The sequence below is a fragment of the Pseudomonas sp. Leaf127 genome (assembly GCF_001423155.1).
GTDB lineage: Bacteria > Pseudomonadota > Gammaproteobacteria > Pseudomonadales > Pseudomonadaceae > Aquipseudomonas > Aquipseudomonas ovata.
The window spans coordinates 633,726-647,621 of record NZ_LMOA01000023.1; the positions used below are offsets into that span (position 1 = coordinate 633,726).

14 protein-coding genes are annotated in these 13,896 nt (G+C 64.1%); 6 read left to right on the top strand and 8 right to left on the bottom strand.

The window, feature by feature from the left end; translation table 11 throughout:
- Genes ASF84_RS23940 through ASF84_RS23960 form a run of 5 tightly spaced genes read right to left on the bottom strand, consistent with a single transcriptional unit; the run spans position 1 to position 2,549 of the window.
- Positions 1-546 carry a hypothetical protein gene (locus tag ASF84_RS23940; RefSeq protein WP_056841353.1) on the bottom strand — a complete coding sequence of 182 codons (546 nt, stop codon included), beginning with the start codon at positions 544-546 and terminating at the stop codon, positions 1-3.
- Positions 543-797 (bottom strand): acyl carrier protein, encoded by a 255-nt coding sequence (locus ASF84_RS23945; RefSeq protein WP_056841354.1) that lies wholly within the window; start codon positions 795-797, stop codon positions 543-545. Before ASF84_RS23945 ends, ASF84_RS23940 begins: the two co-directional genes overlap by 4 nt.
- Positions 798-806: 9 nt before the next feature.
- Positions 807-1,067: a phosphopantetheine-binding protein gene (locus ASF84_RS23950; protein ID WP_056841355.1), complete on the bottom strand. Its 261-nt coding sequence runs from the start codon at positions 1,065-1,067 to the stop codon at positions 807-809.
- Complete coding sequence (locus ASF84_RS23955) at positions 1,042-1,854, bottom strand: lysophospholipid acyltransferase family protein (protein ID WP_056841356.1); 813 nt, start codon at positions 1,852-1,854, stop codon at positions 1,042-1,044. The genes ASF84_RS23950 and ASF84_RS23955 overlap by 26 nt, the downstream gene beginning before the upstream one ends.
- Positions 1,830-2,549: a beta-ketoacyl synthase chain length factor gene (locus ASF84_RS23960; protein WP_056841357.1), complete on the bottom strand. Its 720-nt coding sequence runs from the start codon at positions 2,547-2,549 to the stop codon at positions 1,830-1,832. Before ASF84_RS23960 ends, ASF84_RS23955 begins: the two co-directional genes overlap by 25 nt.
- A 331-nt stretch (positions 2,550-2,880) precedes the next feature.
- On the opposite strand from ASF84_RS23960, the gene ASF84_RS23965 reads away from it, so the two are divergent.
- Positions 2,881-3,660 (top strand): ParA family protein, encoded by a 780-nt coding sequence (locus ASF84_RS23965; protein ID WP_056841358.1) that lies wholly within the window; start codon positions 2,881-2,883, stop codon positions 3,658-3,660.
- 20 nt (positions 3,661-3,680) lie between these two features.
- Here the strand turns inward: ASF84_RS23965 and ASF84_RS23970 are convergent, their stop codons facing one another.
- From ASF84_RS23970 to ASF84_RS23980, 3 genes are all read right to left on the bottom strand, one after another.
- Complete coding sequence (locus tag ASF84_RS23970) at positions 3,681-4,076, bottom strand: PAAR domain-containing protein (protein ID WP_056841359.1); 396 nt, start codon at positions 4,074-4,076, stop codon at positions 3,681-3,683.
- Between the two features lie 323 nt (positions 4,077-4,399).
- Entirely contained in the window at positions 4,400-5,863 is a 1,464-nt protein-coding gene (gene selO / locus ASF84_RS23975) for a protein adenylyltransferase SelO (RefSeq protein ID WP_056841360.1), read from the bottom strand.
- A gap of 16 nt (positions 5,864-5,879) precedes the next feature.
- Positions 5,880-6,545, bottom strand: coding sequence for a GntR family transcriptional regulator (locus ASF84_RS23980; RefSeq protein WP_082481794.1), 666 nt, complete (start codon positions 6,543-6,545; stop codon positions 5,880-5,882).
- Between the two features lie 242 nt (positions 6,546-6,787).
- Here ASF84_RS23980 and ASF84_RS23985 point away from each other — a divergent pair, with 242 nt between their 5' ends.
- The 5 genes from ASF84_RS23985 to ASF84_RS24005 all read left to right on the top strand — a co-directional run bounded on the left by ASF84_RS23985 (position 6,788) and on the right by ASF84_RS24005 (position 13,614).
- Positions 6,788-8,020, top strand: a complete 1,233-nt coding sequence (locus tag ASF84_RS23985; protein WP_056841362.1) for an NRAMP family divalent metal transporter — start codon at positions 6,788-6,790, stop codon at positions 8,018-8,020.
- 19 nt (positions 8,021-8,039) lie between these two features.
- Complete coding sequence (locus tag ASF84_RS23990) at positions 8,040-8,813, top strand: LamB/YcsF family protein (protein WP_056841363.1); 774 nt, start codon at positions 8,040-8,042, stop codon at positions 8,811-8,813.
- Between the two features lie 77 nt (positions 8,814-8,890).
- On the top strand, positions 8,891-10,495 hold the full coding sequence (locus ASF84_RS23995; RefSeq protein WP_056841364.1) for a 5-oxoprolinase/urea amidolyase family protein: 1,605 nt from the start codon (positions 8,891-8,893) through the stop codon (positions 10,493-10,495).
- Positions 10,492-12,228, top strand: coding sequence for an acetyl/propionyl/methylcrotonyl-CoA carboxylase subunit alpha (locus tag ASF84_RS24000; protein WP_056841365.1), 1,737 nt, complete (start codon positions 10,492-10,494; stop codon positions 12,226-12,228). Before ASF84_RS23995 ends, ASF84_RS24000 begins: the two co-directional genes overlap by 4 nt.
- Before the next feature lie 144 nt (positions 12,229-12,372).
- Positions 12,373-13,614, top strand: a complete 1,242-nt coding sequence (locus ASF84_RS24005) for an OprD family porin (RefSeq protein WP_056841366.1) — start codon at positions 12,373-12,375, stop codon at positions 13,612-13,614.
- Positions 13,615-13,896 lie beyond the last annotated feature (282 nt).

A 13,896-nucleotide genomic window follows, 5' to 3' on the forward strand; every position in this document is an offset into this window, starting at 1 on the left:
TTATGCGCCGCCTCTGACACGCCGGCGGACCGTCCATTCGCCTGCGAACAGCAGGCCCATCAATCCATAGGAAATCAGCCCGGTGTACAGCGCCCACCAGTGCAGCGGTGCCCACAGGGTCAGGCTGGCGGCGATCAGGCCGTTGCCGAGGAAAAACGCACACCACACCCCGGTCACCTGGCGCGTGTAACGCACCGCGACCTCGGGCAGGTCGGGCTCGCTCAGCCGTGCCAGGCGCTCGACGATCGGCATGCCGCGCATCAGGCTGGCGCCGAACAGACACAGCATGAAGGCGCTGATCAGCACCGGGTACCAGCGCAGCAGCGCCGGGCTGTCGAGCAGTGCCAGCAGCAGGCAGAAGCCCAGGGCCACCAGGGCCATCGCCAGGCTGCCGGGGCGGCGCTCGCCGGTCAGGGCGCGGGCCAGCCACAGGCTGCCGAGCAGCAATGCGAACTGCCAGGGGGCGAAATGCTCAAGGCCTGCGTACACGGCAAACGGGTAGAGCACGCCTGCCAGCACCAGCAGCAGGCCGATCAGCCGCTTCATGCGGCGGCGTTGACCAGCCGGTAGACTGCTTCGACCACGTCATTGACCGTGCGCACCGACTTGAACTCATCGGCGGCGATCTTTTTCCCGGTCTTGCGCTTGATGTGGTCGATCAGGTCCACCGCATCGATGCTGTCGATTTCCAGGTCCTGGTACAGGTTGGCGTCCAGGGTGACGCGCTCCGGTTCGATTTCGAACAGCTCGACCAGGGCGCTGCGCAGGGTTTCGAAGATGTCTTCACGGGTTTGCATGATCAGTTCTCAGGCCGGTTGTCGGGCGCTGACGAAGGCCGCGAGGCTGTCGACGCTGGTGAAGTGCGAACGGGTGTCCTTGGCGTCGGCGTCGATCTTGATGCCGTAGCGCTTCTGGATGGCCAGGCCCAGCTCCAGGGCGTCGACCGAGTCCAGGCCCAGGCCTTCGCCGAACAGGATCTGGTCGTTGCCGATGTCCTGGGTGCTGATGTCTTCCAGCCCCAGCGCGTCGATGATCAGTTGCTTAATGTCCCGGTGTAGATCGCTCATCTGCGGCGAGCTCCTTGATGAAATAGTCATGCAGGTAATCGTTGAGTTTGCGCGACGCCAGAGGCGCCGGGCCAAGCACGGCAAAGGTCTGTGGGTCGATGTCGGCGCCCACGGTCAGGCTGAAATGTACGCGGCGCTGCGGTATGCGGTACCAGGGTTCGGCCTTGGTCAGCGTGGTGGGGCTGACCTTGATGGTCACCGGCGTGATCATGCGTGCCCCGCGCAGGGCAATGGCGGCCGCGCCCCGGTGAAAGGCCGGTGCCTGGCCTGGCGTGGTGCGGGTGCCTTCGGGAAAGATGATCAGCGTCTGGCCTGCCTGCAGGCCTGCCACGGTAAGGTCGAGCATGTCCATGCTGCCGTCGTTGCTGACATAACCTGCGGTGCGCACCGGGCCGCGGGTGCAGGGGTTGTCCCAGAGGCTGCGCTTGACCACGCAATTGGCGTCGCGCACCAGCCCGATGAGAAACACCACGTCGATCAGCGAAGGATGGTTGGCGATGATCATCTGCCCCGGGCGGCCGAGTTTTTCGGCGCCGCGCACGTCATAGGTGAGCACGCCCATGCGCGCCATCAGGCGGATGAACCGCCAGAACAGCCAACTGATGGTGCGCCGGCCACGGCGCTGGTGGCAGGCCTGGTCGCCCGGCAGGCAGGCCAGCAACGGGAATACCAGCAGGCGCAGGCACAGGCCGCCTATACCGAACAGGACAAAGCTGATCGCGGTGGCCAGCAACCGCCAGTAATAGGCGTCACGGCCCTTGTTCAGTGCTTGCGTTGCCAGTTCCATAAACGCTTGTTCCACGGATGTTGGCAGGCGGATTGCCCGGTATTGAGCGCTTGCAGCAGGTTCAGCGCGTGCGGCCAGCGCGGGGCTGCCACGGACTGTGCGTCGGCGTTCAAGGTCAGTTGCCAGTCGTTGCCGGGCGTGAGCAACAGGCCGACGGCGTAAGGAAAGGGCACGTCGTCGATCCACTGGGCATAGGCCACCGGTGGCTGTTCCTCGGTGACCACCAGCAGCACGGCGGGGGCGCCCTCGGCCAGCAGAGTCGCGGCTTCGAACACGCCATGCTCCAGACCGTCACCGGCGGCCGCCAGGGCGGTCATTTCAGCGGTGGAACCGCGCATGATCGACCACAGGCCGATGACGGCGTTATGCACCGACAGGCTGAACTGGGTCGGTGACAGCGGCTCGTCGGCGGCCAGGTCGCGCAGGATGTCGAAGGTTCGCGGTGTCTCGCCATGCCGGGACACGAACACCAGCGGCAACGGCTCGTAGCCTTCTGCCAGCGGCCAGCCCACGGCAAAGGCCATGCGCGCCATGCGCCCCAGGCGGCGCCGTTGCATGGCCGGCAGGAACGAGACGTCGGGGGCCTCGTCGCTGGCCGGCAGCAAGGTCGGATTCCGGCTCCACTGGTGCCAGTCATCCGCGCTTGCCAGGCCTGGAGCCCAGGCACGCCATTGTGCGATGTTGAACGTGATCAAAGATTTTCTTCCCGCCCCTGCGGGCTGACTTTCGTTACCGAGACACCGGAACGACACCGACCCTGGCGCGACTTTTGACCGAGTGCGCGCATTATCCTGATGGGGGTGGCCGGTAGCAAATTTGTTACACATTATCTGTGCGCCGCTTCGCTGTTTCCGACTGAAGGGCACCTCAGGACAGCACTGTTCGCGTGTGATTGCAGTCATATCGCTGCAACCGCACCCTGTTCTTGCGTGTTCATGAACTTGTCACATACATCGCCTAGACTTGATCGGTTTGTCTGGCCAAACTGGCCTGTTACAGCTTTTTACCTATCAGGGAGGTCAATCCATGCGTCGCGTGGTGTTCAATCAGAAAGGCGGTGTGGGTAAATCCAGCATCGCTTGCAATCTGGCAGCAGTCAGCGCCAACGAGGGCTATAGGACACTGCTGATCGATCTTGATTCCCAGGCCAACTCGACTCAGTACCTCACCGGCCTGACCGGCGACGATATTCCGATGGGCATTGCCGAGTTTTTCAAGAACACGCTGTCCTCGGCGCCGTTCGCCCGCAAGAACCATGTGGACATCCATGAAACGCCGTATGACAACCTGCATGTGATCACGGCCACGGCCGAACTGGCCGAGCTGCAACCCAAGCTCGAGGCCAAGCACAAGATCAACAAACTGCGCAAACTGCTCGACGCGCTGGATGAGGATTACGAGCGGATCTACATCGATACGCCGCCGGCGCTGAACTTCTATGCGGTCTCGGCCCTGATTGCCGCCCACAAGGTGTTGATCCCGTTCGATTGCGACAGCTTTTCACGCCAGGCCCTGTATGGCCTGATCCGCGAGCTGGAAGACCTCAAGGAGGATCATAACGAGGACCTTCAGGTCGAAGGCATCATCGTCAACCAGTTCCAGCCCCGTGCCAGCCTGCCCAGGCAGATGCTTGACGAACTGATTGCCGAGGGCCTGCCGGTGCTGCCGGTGTACCTGAGCGCCTCGGTCAAGATGCGTGAGTCGCACCAGGTCAACCTGCCCCTGGTGCACATGGACCCGCGGCACAAGCTGACGCAGCAGTTCGTGGAGCTGCATCATTACCTGGAGACCCACGCGCAGGACTGACAGGCCCTGCGCCAGGCCAGTCAGGCGATAGGGCGGAACAGCCGTGAGTTGAACGTGCCGTCCTTGATCGAAAGGGTCAGTTGCTCGGCCTGGACACGTGCCGCCTCGGCCATGTCGTCGGGAATGGCGATGCTCGCCTCCATGTCGGCCTGGAAATGCTCCTGGGAGGCCTGCACGCTGTGAGTGCCCGGCTTGCAGCCGCATTGCACCTGATGCCCGTGGGTGGCCACGGCGACCTGCTCGTCGATCCAGGTCGGATTGCCCTGGGCGATGAACCCGACGCGTTTGCACGCCGGGCACCATACCGGGTCCCCCATGCGCGCGACCCGGCGCAGGTCGATGACCTCCGTGGCGGAGGCGACCAGCACAAAACCGCCGGTGGTGGTGGAATCGCCTTCCCTGACTAAAAATGGCATGGGCACTGCTCCTTTGTGGGTTGGAGCAGCGAATGCTAGGTGGAAATAGCCGGGTCGGGGATGCACCTGGATGTTTAAGGAAAGGTCCTACGGAAGAATCAGACAACCCTTGTGAGCGGTGGACCCGCCGCCCGCTGACGAACCTTGAAGACACCCCCCGTAGGAGCGCGCTTGCCCGCGACCGGCTGCGTTAGCAGTCGTAAATTTTCAGCGTTTCCGAGATTTTTAGCGTGTTAGCAATCACAAATTTGTGGCGTTGCACAAATTTTGCGAGCGCTGCGCACTCGGTCGCGGGCAAGCGCGCTCCTACCGGTGTCCGGCCGTTACGATGAGCAGCTGATTTCCAGGTGCTTGCCCCAGTCCGGTGGCCGTTGGGCGTATTGCGCCATGCCGGCCTGTTCATTGAACGGGTCGCTCAGCACCCGGTGCAAACGGCGCACCTCTTCGTAATCGCCTTTCTCGGCGGCTTCAATGGCGTTTTGTGCCAGGTAGTTGCGCAGCACGTACAGCGGATTGACGGCGTGCATGCGTTCGCGGCGTTGCTGTTCGCTGCCGTCGTCCTGGCGGGCGATGCGCGTCAGATAGCGTTCGCCCCAGGCATCGAAACCCTTGATGTCGATGAAGTCGTCGCGCACGTGGCGCAAGGCTTCGGCGGCCGGGCGGTCACCCAGTTGGCGGAAGAACAGGTGGTAATCCACGCCCCCGGTCTGCATCAGTTGCAGCAACTGGCTGACCAGTTGCGCATCGTCGTCCTCGGCGCAGGTCAGGCCCAGGCGGCGGCGCATCAGGTCGTCATAGTGGGCCTGGTACAACGGCAGGAACAGGCCGATGGCCTCGCGCAGGGCTTCGACGCTGATGAACGGCGTCAGGGCCTGGGCCAGGGCGCTGAGGTTCCACTGCGCGATCGGCACCTGGTTGCTATAGGAGTAGCGGCCTTCATGATCGGAGTGGTTGCAGATGAAGTTCTGGTCAAAGTCATCGAGAAAGGCGAACGGGCCGAAATCGAAGGTGATGCCCAGGATCGACATGTTGTCGGTGTTCATCACCCCGTGACAGAAGCCATAGGCCTGCCACTGGGCGATCAGTCCGGCGTTGCGCTCGACGATCTCGGTAAACATGGCCAGCCACGGCTCGGCCTGTTCCAGGCAATGCGGGTAGTGGTTGGCCAGCACGTACTCGCCCAGTTGCTTGAGCTGCTCGGGCTGCTTGGTGTAGTAGAAGTACTCGAAGCTGCCAAAGCGTACATGGCTCTGTGCCAGGCGCAGGACCATGGCCGCACGCTCCTGGGTTTCGCGCCATACCGGGGTGCTGGAACCGATCACGCAGGCGGCCCGGCTGGTGGGGACGCCCAGTGCATGCAGGGCTTCGGAGGCCAGGAACTCGCGGATCGACGAACGCAGCACCGCACGGCCGTCACCCATGCGCGAAAACGGCGTGGGGCCGGCGCCCTTGAGGTGCAGGTCCCAGACCTCGCCGGCCTGGTTGCGCACTTCGCCCAGCAGCAGCCCGCGTCCGTCGCCCAGGCGCGGCGTGTAGCCGCCGAACTGATGGCCGGAATAGACCATGGCCCGCGGGTCGGCATCGGCCCACAACTTGTGGCCGCTGAACACTTCGACGAACAACGGCTGTTCAGCCTGCGCCGGGTCCAGGTCGAGCAGCGCCAGGGCCGACTCGCTGGCCACCACCAGGCGCGGTTCGTCGATCGGCTCGGGCAGGACCGAGGTGGAAAACGCATCGCCCAGGCGGGCAAAGCGGTTGTCGAAATCAAGTTCGTCCAGGGCGCTCACAGGGTGCGGCCTCCAGTTAGCGGTTCAGGCTGCGCTCGAAGGCGGCCAGCACGGTACGTTCCGATTGCACCAGGTAGGCTTCGAGCAGGGTGCTGGCCTCGTCTGCCCGACCCTCTTCCAGGGTGCGCAGGATGGCCGCATTCATGTCGACATAGGGCGAATGCAAAAATTCGGGGTTTTTCAGCCGGCCGAAGGCCAGGCGCAGTTCGGCCGAGATCTGTCCGTAGAACGCGACCAGCCGCGAGCTGTCGGCCAGTTCGACGATGGCGCGATGAAAACGCATGTTGGCGGTGCCGACGGCGGTCCAGTCCTTGTTCTCGCGGGCCCGCATGCCGGCTTCGACCGCTTCGCGCATGTGCACCGTGCCGGGGTGCTGGGGGCTGCCCTGGCTGATGGCCTGGCACTCGATGAAGCGGCGGATGCGGTAGATGTCGATGATCGAGGCCATGTCGGGCACCGCCACGCTCACGCCGCGATTGGGCTCGTGCTTGAGCAGCCCTTCCTGGGTCAGGACCCGGAACGCTTCGCGCAAGGTATTGCGCGAAATCTGCAGGCTTTCGGCCAGGGCGGCTTCGGACAGGCGCTGGCCGGGCACCAGCTCGCCCTCGACCAGCATCCTGCGCATTTCCTGAGTGATGGATTCTCCAAGCGTTCGGGGCAATGGAGAAGAAGCGTCGTTCATTAGGGATCCAGAAATAAGAAAAGCTGTGCTGATGTTCCCTGAGCGCTTGGCCAGTAGCAAGCAGCGTGCTTCATTAAGTAGCATGCCTGAGTTAAAGGGTAACAATATGGTGCAGATAGCCATGCTATCCAATATTAATTGTTCAACAATATTGTCAGTATTTTCCTACGTTTGAGCTGCGGTGGTAGAGTAATGGCACGCTCATTGCTGAGGTGAGTCATCACCCACACAGGACGAATGCTGTGACACAGACCACCCGTGAGTTCACAAAGGCGCGCAGAGCTTCTCTGATCGCGGCCATGTTCATGATGGCCACTTCGGCCATCGGCCCGGGTTTCCTGACCCAGACAGCCACCTTTACCGCCACCCTCGGGGCGGCCTTTGCCTTTGGTATCCTGGCGTCGATCCTGATCGACTTCGTGGTGCAACTGAACGTCTGGCGCATCGTCACCCTGACCCGGATGCGCGCCTCGGACCTGGCCAACGCCGCCATTCCCGGCAGTGGTTACCTGCTGGCCGTACTGGTAATCGCTGGCGGCCTGGTGTTCAGCGTGGGCAACATGGCCGGTGCCGGTCTTGGCCTGAACGCGCTGACCGGTCTTGATCCGATGTGGGGCGGTGCGCTGAGCGCGCTGCTGGCGATCGGTATCTTCTCCTCGCACCGCGCCGGTATCGCGATGGACCGCATCATGATCGTGCTGGGGGTACTGAAGATTTCCCTGATCATGTTCGCCGCCTTTGCTTCCCACCCGCCGCTGGGTGAAGCCCTGCGCCAGTCGGTGTGGCCGGACTTCATCGACTTTGCCGCCATCACCACCATCGTCGGTGGTACCGTCGGGGGCTACATCACCTACGCCGGCGCCCATCGCCTGCTCGACCGCGGCACCGTCGGGGTGGAAAACATCGACGCGGTCACCAAGGCCGCCCTCAGCGGGATCCTGGTCACCGGCATTGCCCGCTACGTGCTGTTCCTGGCCATCCTGGGCGTTGTCGCCAGCGGCGTGGTCATCGATGTGTCCGGCAAGGGTGCCAATCCGGCCGGCCAGGCCTTCGGCGCCGCCGCCGGCCAGTTCGGCATGATGATGTTCGGCCTGGTGCTGTGGGCGGCCGGGATCAGCAGCATGATCGGCGCGTCCTACACCTCGATGTCGTTCATCACCGTGTTCTCGAAAAAGATCACCGAGCGGGCGCGCAACCTGGCCACCGTCGGCTTCATCATCGCCGCGCTGGTGCTCTACCTGATCCTCGGCAAGCCGCCCGCAGCGCTGCTGGTCTTCGCCGGTGGTTTCAACGGCCTGATCCTGCCACTGGGCCTGAGCATCTTCATGTACGTCGGCTGGCGCCGTTCGGACCTGATGGGCGGCTACCACTACCCGCGCTGGCTGCTGGTGCTGGGCGTGCTGACCTGCCTGTTGTCGTGGTTCATGGCGTTCAAGTCAGTACGCCCTATCTTTGCCTTCATCGGCGCCGCCTGATTCCAACGGAGACCTGACCATGCAAACCATCGATCTCAACAGTGACCTGGGCGAGAGTTTCGGCGCCTGGAGCATGGGCGACGATACGGCGATCCTCGAACTCGTCAGCAGTGCCAACGTGGCCTGCGGCTTTCATGCCGGCGACCCTGCCGGGATCCTGCGCACCCTCAAGGCCGCTGCCGCCCGCGGCGTGGCCATCGGTGCCCATGTCGCCTACCCGGACCTGGTCGGCTTCGGCCGGCGCAACATGGACATCCCGGCCGAACAGCTGACGGCCGATGTGATCTACCAGATTGGCGCCCTGCAAGGGCTGGTCCGCAGCGTCGGGGCGCGGGTGAGCTATGTAAAGCCGCACGGCGCGCTGTACAACACCATCGCCAGCGACCCGGTCCAGGCGGCGGCGGTGATCGAGGCGCTGCTGCGCCTTGATCCTGCGCTCAAACTGGTGGGCCTGGCCAATTCGCCGCTGCTCGGCTGGGCCCGTGAGGCCGGTCTGTCATGCGTGGCCGAGGCCTTCGCGGACCGTGCCTACACCGACGAAGGCGCGCTGGTGTCGCGCTCGCGGCCAGGGGCGGTACTGCACGACGCTGACCTGATTGCGCAACGCATGCTGCGCCTGGTCAACGAGGGTGTGATCGAATCGGTGGACGGGCGTGTGATCGCGCTGCAGGCCGACTCGATCTGCGTGCACGGCGACAGCCCTTATGCAGTGGCCATCGCCCGTACCCTGAAAGACTGCCTGCACAACGCAGGCGTGAAGATCCGTGCATTTGGCCAGAGGCAACCTGCATGAGCGTACTCTTTGCCATTATTCACGCGCCGGGGCCTGTATCGGGCCCCGACAGCGATTACCTCAAATAGGAGAGGATCATGCGTTTCTATCCGGCCGGCCTGGACGCACTTCTGGTTGAACTGGCGAACCTGGACGAGACCCTCGCCCTGTTCGATTCCCTGCAGCAGACGCCGGTGGCCGGTGTGCAGGAGATCGTTCCGGCGGCGCGGACCTTGCTGGTGAGCTTTCGCCCGGGTGCGATCAGTCGCGAGGCGCTGGCCGCACAGATCGCGGCACGCGACCTCACCGGCAAGGTCCGTCAGGCGGGCAAGCTGATCGAAATCCCGGTGCATTACAACGGTGAAGACCTGGATGATGTCGCCCGCGAGCTGGGTATCAGCGTCAAGGAAGTCATCGCGCGCCACACCGGCAGTGACTACGACGTCGCCTTCTGCGGCTTTGCGCCGGGCTTTGCCTACCTCAGCGGCGGCGCAGGCTTCGTGGTGCCACGGCGCAGCACCCCGCGCACGCGCATTCCGGCCGGTGCCGTGGCGCTGGCCGGCGGCTTCAGCGGTGTTTATCCACAGGCCAGCCCCGGCGGCTGGCAGATCATCGGCGTAACGCCCTTGAAGATGTGGGACCTGGCACGCGAAGAGCCGGCGCTGTTCCAGCCCGGCTACCGCGTGCGCTTTTGCGACGCCGGGCCGTTGCCGGCCGGCGGCCTGTCGGTAACGGTGGCAGAGCGCTTGCCCGTGTCCGAGGTGACGCAGGATTACCTTGAGATCATCGCGCCGGGCCTGCAAACCCTGCTGCAGGACCTGGGCCGCCCAGGCCGGGCGGGCGAGGGCGTGTCGGCCTCCGGCGCGATGGACCGCAGCGCCCTGCGCGCCGCCAACCGGGCGGTGGGCAACGCGCCGGGCACCGGCGGCCTGGAAGTGCTGATGGGTGGCCTGAGCCTGACCTGCCGCGGTCATGCCGTAGTGGCCATTACCGGCGCCCAGGTGCCGGTCGAGGTGCGTACCGCCAGCGGCCATTGCCTGCAACTGGCGCTGTACGCGCCGTTCAGCCTGCACGATGGCGATCAACTGACCCTTGGTGCACCCACCGCCGGCCTGCGCAGTTACCTGGCCGTGCGCGGCGGCTTTGCCGTGACGCCGGTGCTGGGCAGCCTGTCCACCGACACCCTGGCCCAGGTAGGACCTGCGCCTCTGGCCGCCGGCGACCGCCTGGGCCTGCAACACACGGCGGGCGGCCCGGCCGTGTCGCTGGACGAACAACCGGCGTTTGCCATGCCGCACCGTGATGAAGTCATCACCCTGGACGTGATCATGGGGCCGCGCAGTGACTGGTTCACGCCGGCTGCACAAGCCTTGCTGACGCAACAGACCTGGCAGGTGACGCCACAGTCGAACCGCATCGGCATTCGCCTGGCCGGCGAGCAGGCGCTGGAGCGCGCCATCCAGGGCGAGCTGCCCAGCGAGGGCACCGTGGTCGGCGCCCTGCAAGTGCCGCCCAGCGGCCAGCCGGTGCTGTTCCTGGCTGACCACCCGTTGACCGGCGGTTATCCGGTGATCGGTGTGGTCGCCCCGTACCACATCGACCTGGCCGGGCAGATTCCGGTCAATGCGCGAATTCGCTTCAATCCGCTGAGTGCCTTCGAGCCGGTGCTGCCAGCCTCTTCAGACGAGATCGAGAAAAAATGAAAAAGGTCCTGATTGCCAACCGTGGTGAAATCGCTGTTCGAATTGCCCGTGCCTGCCGCGACTACGGCGTGGCCTCGGTGGCGGTGTATGCCGATGGCGACATCGACGCCCTGCATGTGCAGGTGGCCGATGAAGCCTGGGCCTTGCAAGGCGAGCGCTCCAGCGACACCTACCTGAACATCGAAAAACTGCTGGCCGTGGCCGCCCGCGCCGGCGCCGATGCCGTGCACCCAGGCTATGGCTTTCTGTCCGAGCGCGCCGACTTTGCCCGCGCCGTGCTTGACGCCGGCCTGACCTGGATCGGCCCGGACCCGGCGACCATCGATGCCCTGGGCGACAAGGTCCAGGCCCGGCACATCGCCCTGAAGGTCGGCGCGCCGCTGGTGGCCGGCACCGCCAACCCGGTCAGTGACGCGGCCGAGGTGATCGCCTTTGCCGAGCAGCATGGCTTGCCGATTGCCATCAAGGCGGCGTTCGGTGGCGGCGGCCGTGGCCTGAAAGTGGTCTGGCAGATGGACGACATCACCGAGTTGTACGAGTCGGCGGTGCGCGAAGCCGTCGCTGCCTTCGGCCGTGGCGAGTGCTTCCTGGAGCGCTTCCTGCACCGCCCGCGGCATATCGAGGCGCAGATCATCGCTGACCGTCATGGCCGCGTGGTCGTGGTCGGCACCCGCGATTGCTCGCTGCAACGCCGCAACCAGAAGCTGATCGAGGAAGCACCGGCACCGTTCCTGAGCGATGAATTGCGCCAGCGCATTCATGACTCGGCCCGGGCCATCTGCGCCGAGGCCGGCTACGTGGGCGCCGGCACCGTGGAGTTCCTGCTCAGCGGCGATGGCACCTTGTCGTTCCTGGAGGTGAACACCCGCCTGCAGGTCGAACACCCGGTGACCGAGGAAACCAGCGGCATCGATCTGGTGATCGAGCAGTTGCGCGTGGCCGAAGGCTTGCCGCTGTCGTTCCAGGACACCCCGGTGCCACGCGGCCACAGCTTCGAGTTCCGCATCAACGCCGAGGATGCCGGTAACGGCTTCCTGCCTACGCCGGGCGTCATCGAGCGCTTCCGTGCGCCGTCCGGCCCCGGCGTGCGGCTGGACACCGGCGTGGTCGAAGGTTCGCGTGTGTCGCCCAACTTCGATTCGATGATCGCCAAGCTGATCGTCACCGGCGCCACCCGCGAACAGGCGATCAGCCGGGCGCGCCGCGCGCTGGCCGAGTTCAAGGTCGAAGGCGTGGCCACCGTGCTGCCGTTTCATCAGGCGGTCATGGCCCACGGCGACTTCACCGCCCCCGATACCTTTGCGGTGCACACCCGCTGGATCGAGACCGACTTTGCCGAGCAGGTCACCATCGCTTCGCGCAGCAGCACGGCGGCAGACGCTGAAGTGCTGCGCACCTTTATCGAAATCGACGGCAAGCGCCACGATCTGGGCCTGCCGGCCGCGCTATTGCGTGGCCTGAGCCTGAACCAGGCCGCCAGCGACCGCGACCACAGCGTGCCGGCCGAAGCGCTCGACCCGCAGGCGGTGGTCAGCCCGGTGGCCGGCAACCTGCACGCCTGGGTCGTCGAAGACGGCGCCGCCGTCGAGGCCGGGCAGGTGATTGCGGTCATGGAGTCGATGAAGATGGAAACCTCGATCCTGGCGCCGTGTGCCGGGCGGTTGGTCATCAAGGAACAACCGGGTCGTTACGTTGAAGCCAAGACGCTCATTGGCCGTATTGAAACCGTTTAAACCGCTGTTGTTTTAATGCCTGCGCGCTGTCGGACTTCCTGTCCGGCGGCCGCCGGCTGCTGCAAGAACGTGTCGAGTTGCAAGCGTTACTTATAAATAAAAAAGCGTTTCGATTGAATCTGCCCCTTCTCAGGAGTTAATCAAATGTCGATGACCAAGACGGTTGCGATCGCGTGTGCGTGTGTGTCCCTGTTGCCACTGGAGGCGTCGGCGGACTTTATGGCCGATAGCAAGGCCAGTGTGGAGTTGCGCAACTTCTACTTTAACCGCGACTTTCGCAACGGCCCGCCCACGGCCCAGCGCGATCACGCTGCCGAATGGGCGCAAGGCGCCTTGTTGCGTTTCGAGTCGGGCTACACCGCCGGCACCGTGGGGCTGGGGCTCGATGCGCTGGGGATGGTCGGGTTCAAGCTCGATGGCGGCGATGGCTCCGGTGGCACGGGCCTCTTGCCGGCGGACCTGAGCTCGCGCAATGGCCGTGGCTCGCAGGACGAATACGCCAAGCTGGGCCTGACGGCCAAGGCGAAGATTTCCGAAACCGTGCTCAAGGTCGGCTCGCTGGCGTTTCGCACCCCGGTGGTGTCGAGCAACGACACGCGCCTGCTGCCGGCCACCTTCGAAGGGGCATTACTCAACTCAAAGGACATCGACAACCTGACGCTGCAAGGCGGCAAGTTGACCCAGATCAAGTTCAACAGTTCGTCAAACTACCAGGACTTTACCGGTAACCGCGTGGGCGGGGTCAGTGATGAGTTTGTCTTTGGCGGCGGCACCTATGCGTTTAACAAGGCCCTGAGTGTCAGTGCCTATTACGGCAATCTGGAAGATGTTTATCGGCAGTACTTCGGTGGCGTGGTGTATGAGATTCCCCTGGCCGATAAACAGTCATTGAAGTTTGATTTGCGTTATTCGAAAAGTACCGAAGATGGCAACTTTCGTGAGCTGGACAACCGCGCAGCCAACGGCCTGGTGGCCTACACCCTGGGCGCCAGCGTGTTCACCGCCGCCTACCAGCGCATGAGCGGTGACGACCCGTTTCCGTACATCGCCAACAGTGACCCGTACCTGGTCAACTTTGTGCAGATCAATGACTTTGCCAATAGCGAGGAGCGCTCCTGGCAAGTGCGTTACGACTACAACTTTGCCGCCCTGGGCGTCCCCGGCCTGACCTTCATGACCCGCTATGTCAGCGGCGACAACGTGCGCGTGGCCGGCAGCAATACCGGCAAGGAATGGGAGCGCAACACCGACCTGGGCTACGTGGTGCAAAGCGGGCCGCTGAAGAATGTCGGCCTCAAGGTGCGCAATGCCACGGTGCGCTCCACCTTCGGCAATGACCTGGACGAAACCCGCCTGATCCTGAGCTACACCCTGGCGCTCTGGTAACCCGTAGGAGCGCGCTCTGCCGGAATGCCGTCACCCGTCCTAAAATTGCAGCGTTTCGCAGATTTCTGCGAGCGCTGCGCACTCGGTCGCCGGCAAGCTGTGTCACTGACACAACGCTGTCTTGCAGCAAACATGGGACCCGGTAGGAGCGCGTTTACCCGCGACCGGCTGCGCAGCAGTCGTAAATTTGCAGCGTTTCGCAGATTTCTGCGAGCGCTGCGCACTCGGTCGCCGGCAAGCGGGCTCCTACAAGTCATGCGGCGATGTGAACGCCATCACGAG

What these genes read in the sequence shown, in the direction of transcription:
- ASF84_RS23940 (WP_056841353.1), bottom strand. Translation starts at nt 546, where the DNA reads ATGAAGCGGCTGATCGGCCTGCTGCTGGTGCTGGCAGGCGTGCTCTAC.
- ASF84_RS23945 (WP_056841354.1), bottom strand. Translation starts at nt 797, where the DNA reads ATGCAAACCCGTGAAGACATCTTCGAAACCCTGCGCAGCGCCCTGGTC.
- ASF84_RS23950 (WP_056841355.1), bottom strand. Translation starts at nt 1,067, where the DNA reads ATGAGCGATCTACACCGGGACATTAAGCAACTGATCATCGACGCGCTG.
- ASF84_RS23955 (WP_056841356.1), bottom strand. Translation starts at nt 1,854, where the DNA reads ATGGAACTGGCAACGCAAGCACTGAACAAGGGCCGTGACGCCTATTAC.
- ASF84_RS23965 (WP_056841358.1), top strand. Translation starts at nt 2,881, where the DNA reads ATGCGTCGCGTGGTGTTCAATCAGAAAGGCGGTGTGGGTAAATCCAGC.
- ASF84_RS23970 (WP_056841359.1), bottom strand. Translation starts at nt 4,076, where the DNA reads ATGCCATTTTTAGTCAGGGAAGGCGATTCCACCACCACCGGCGGTTTT.
- ASF84_RS23980 (WP_082481794.1), bottom strand. Translation starts at nt 6,545, where the DNA reads ATGAACGACGCTTCTTCTCCATTGCCCCGAACGCTTGGAGAATCCATC.
- ASF84_RS23990 (WP_056841363.1), top strand. Translation starts at nt 8,040, where the DNA reads ATGCAAACCATCGATCTCAACAGTGACCTGGGCGAGAGTTTCGGCGCC.
- ASF84_RS23995 (WP_056841364.1), top strand. Translation starts at nt 8,891, where the DNA reads ATGCGTTTCTATCCGGCCGGCCTGGACGCACTTCTGGTTGAACTGGCG.
- ASF84_RS24000 (WP_056841365.1), top strand. Translation starts at nt 10,492, where the DNA reads ATGAAAAAGGTCCTGATTGCCAACCGTGGTGAAATCGCTGTTCGAATT.
- ASF84_RS24005 (WP_056841366.1), top strand. Translation starts at nt 12,373, where the DNA reads ATGTCGATGACCAAGACGGTTGCGATCGCGTGTGCGTGTGTGTCCCTG.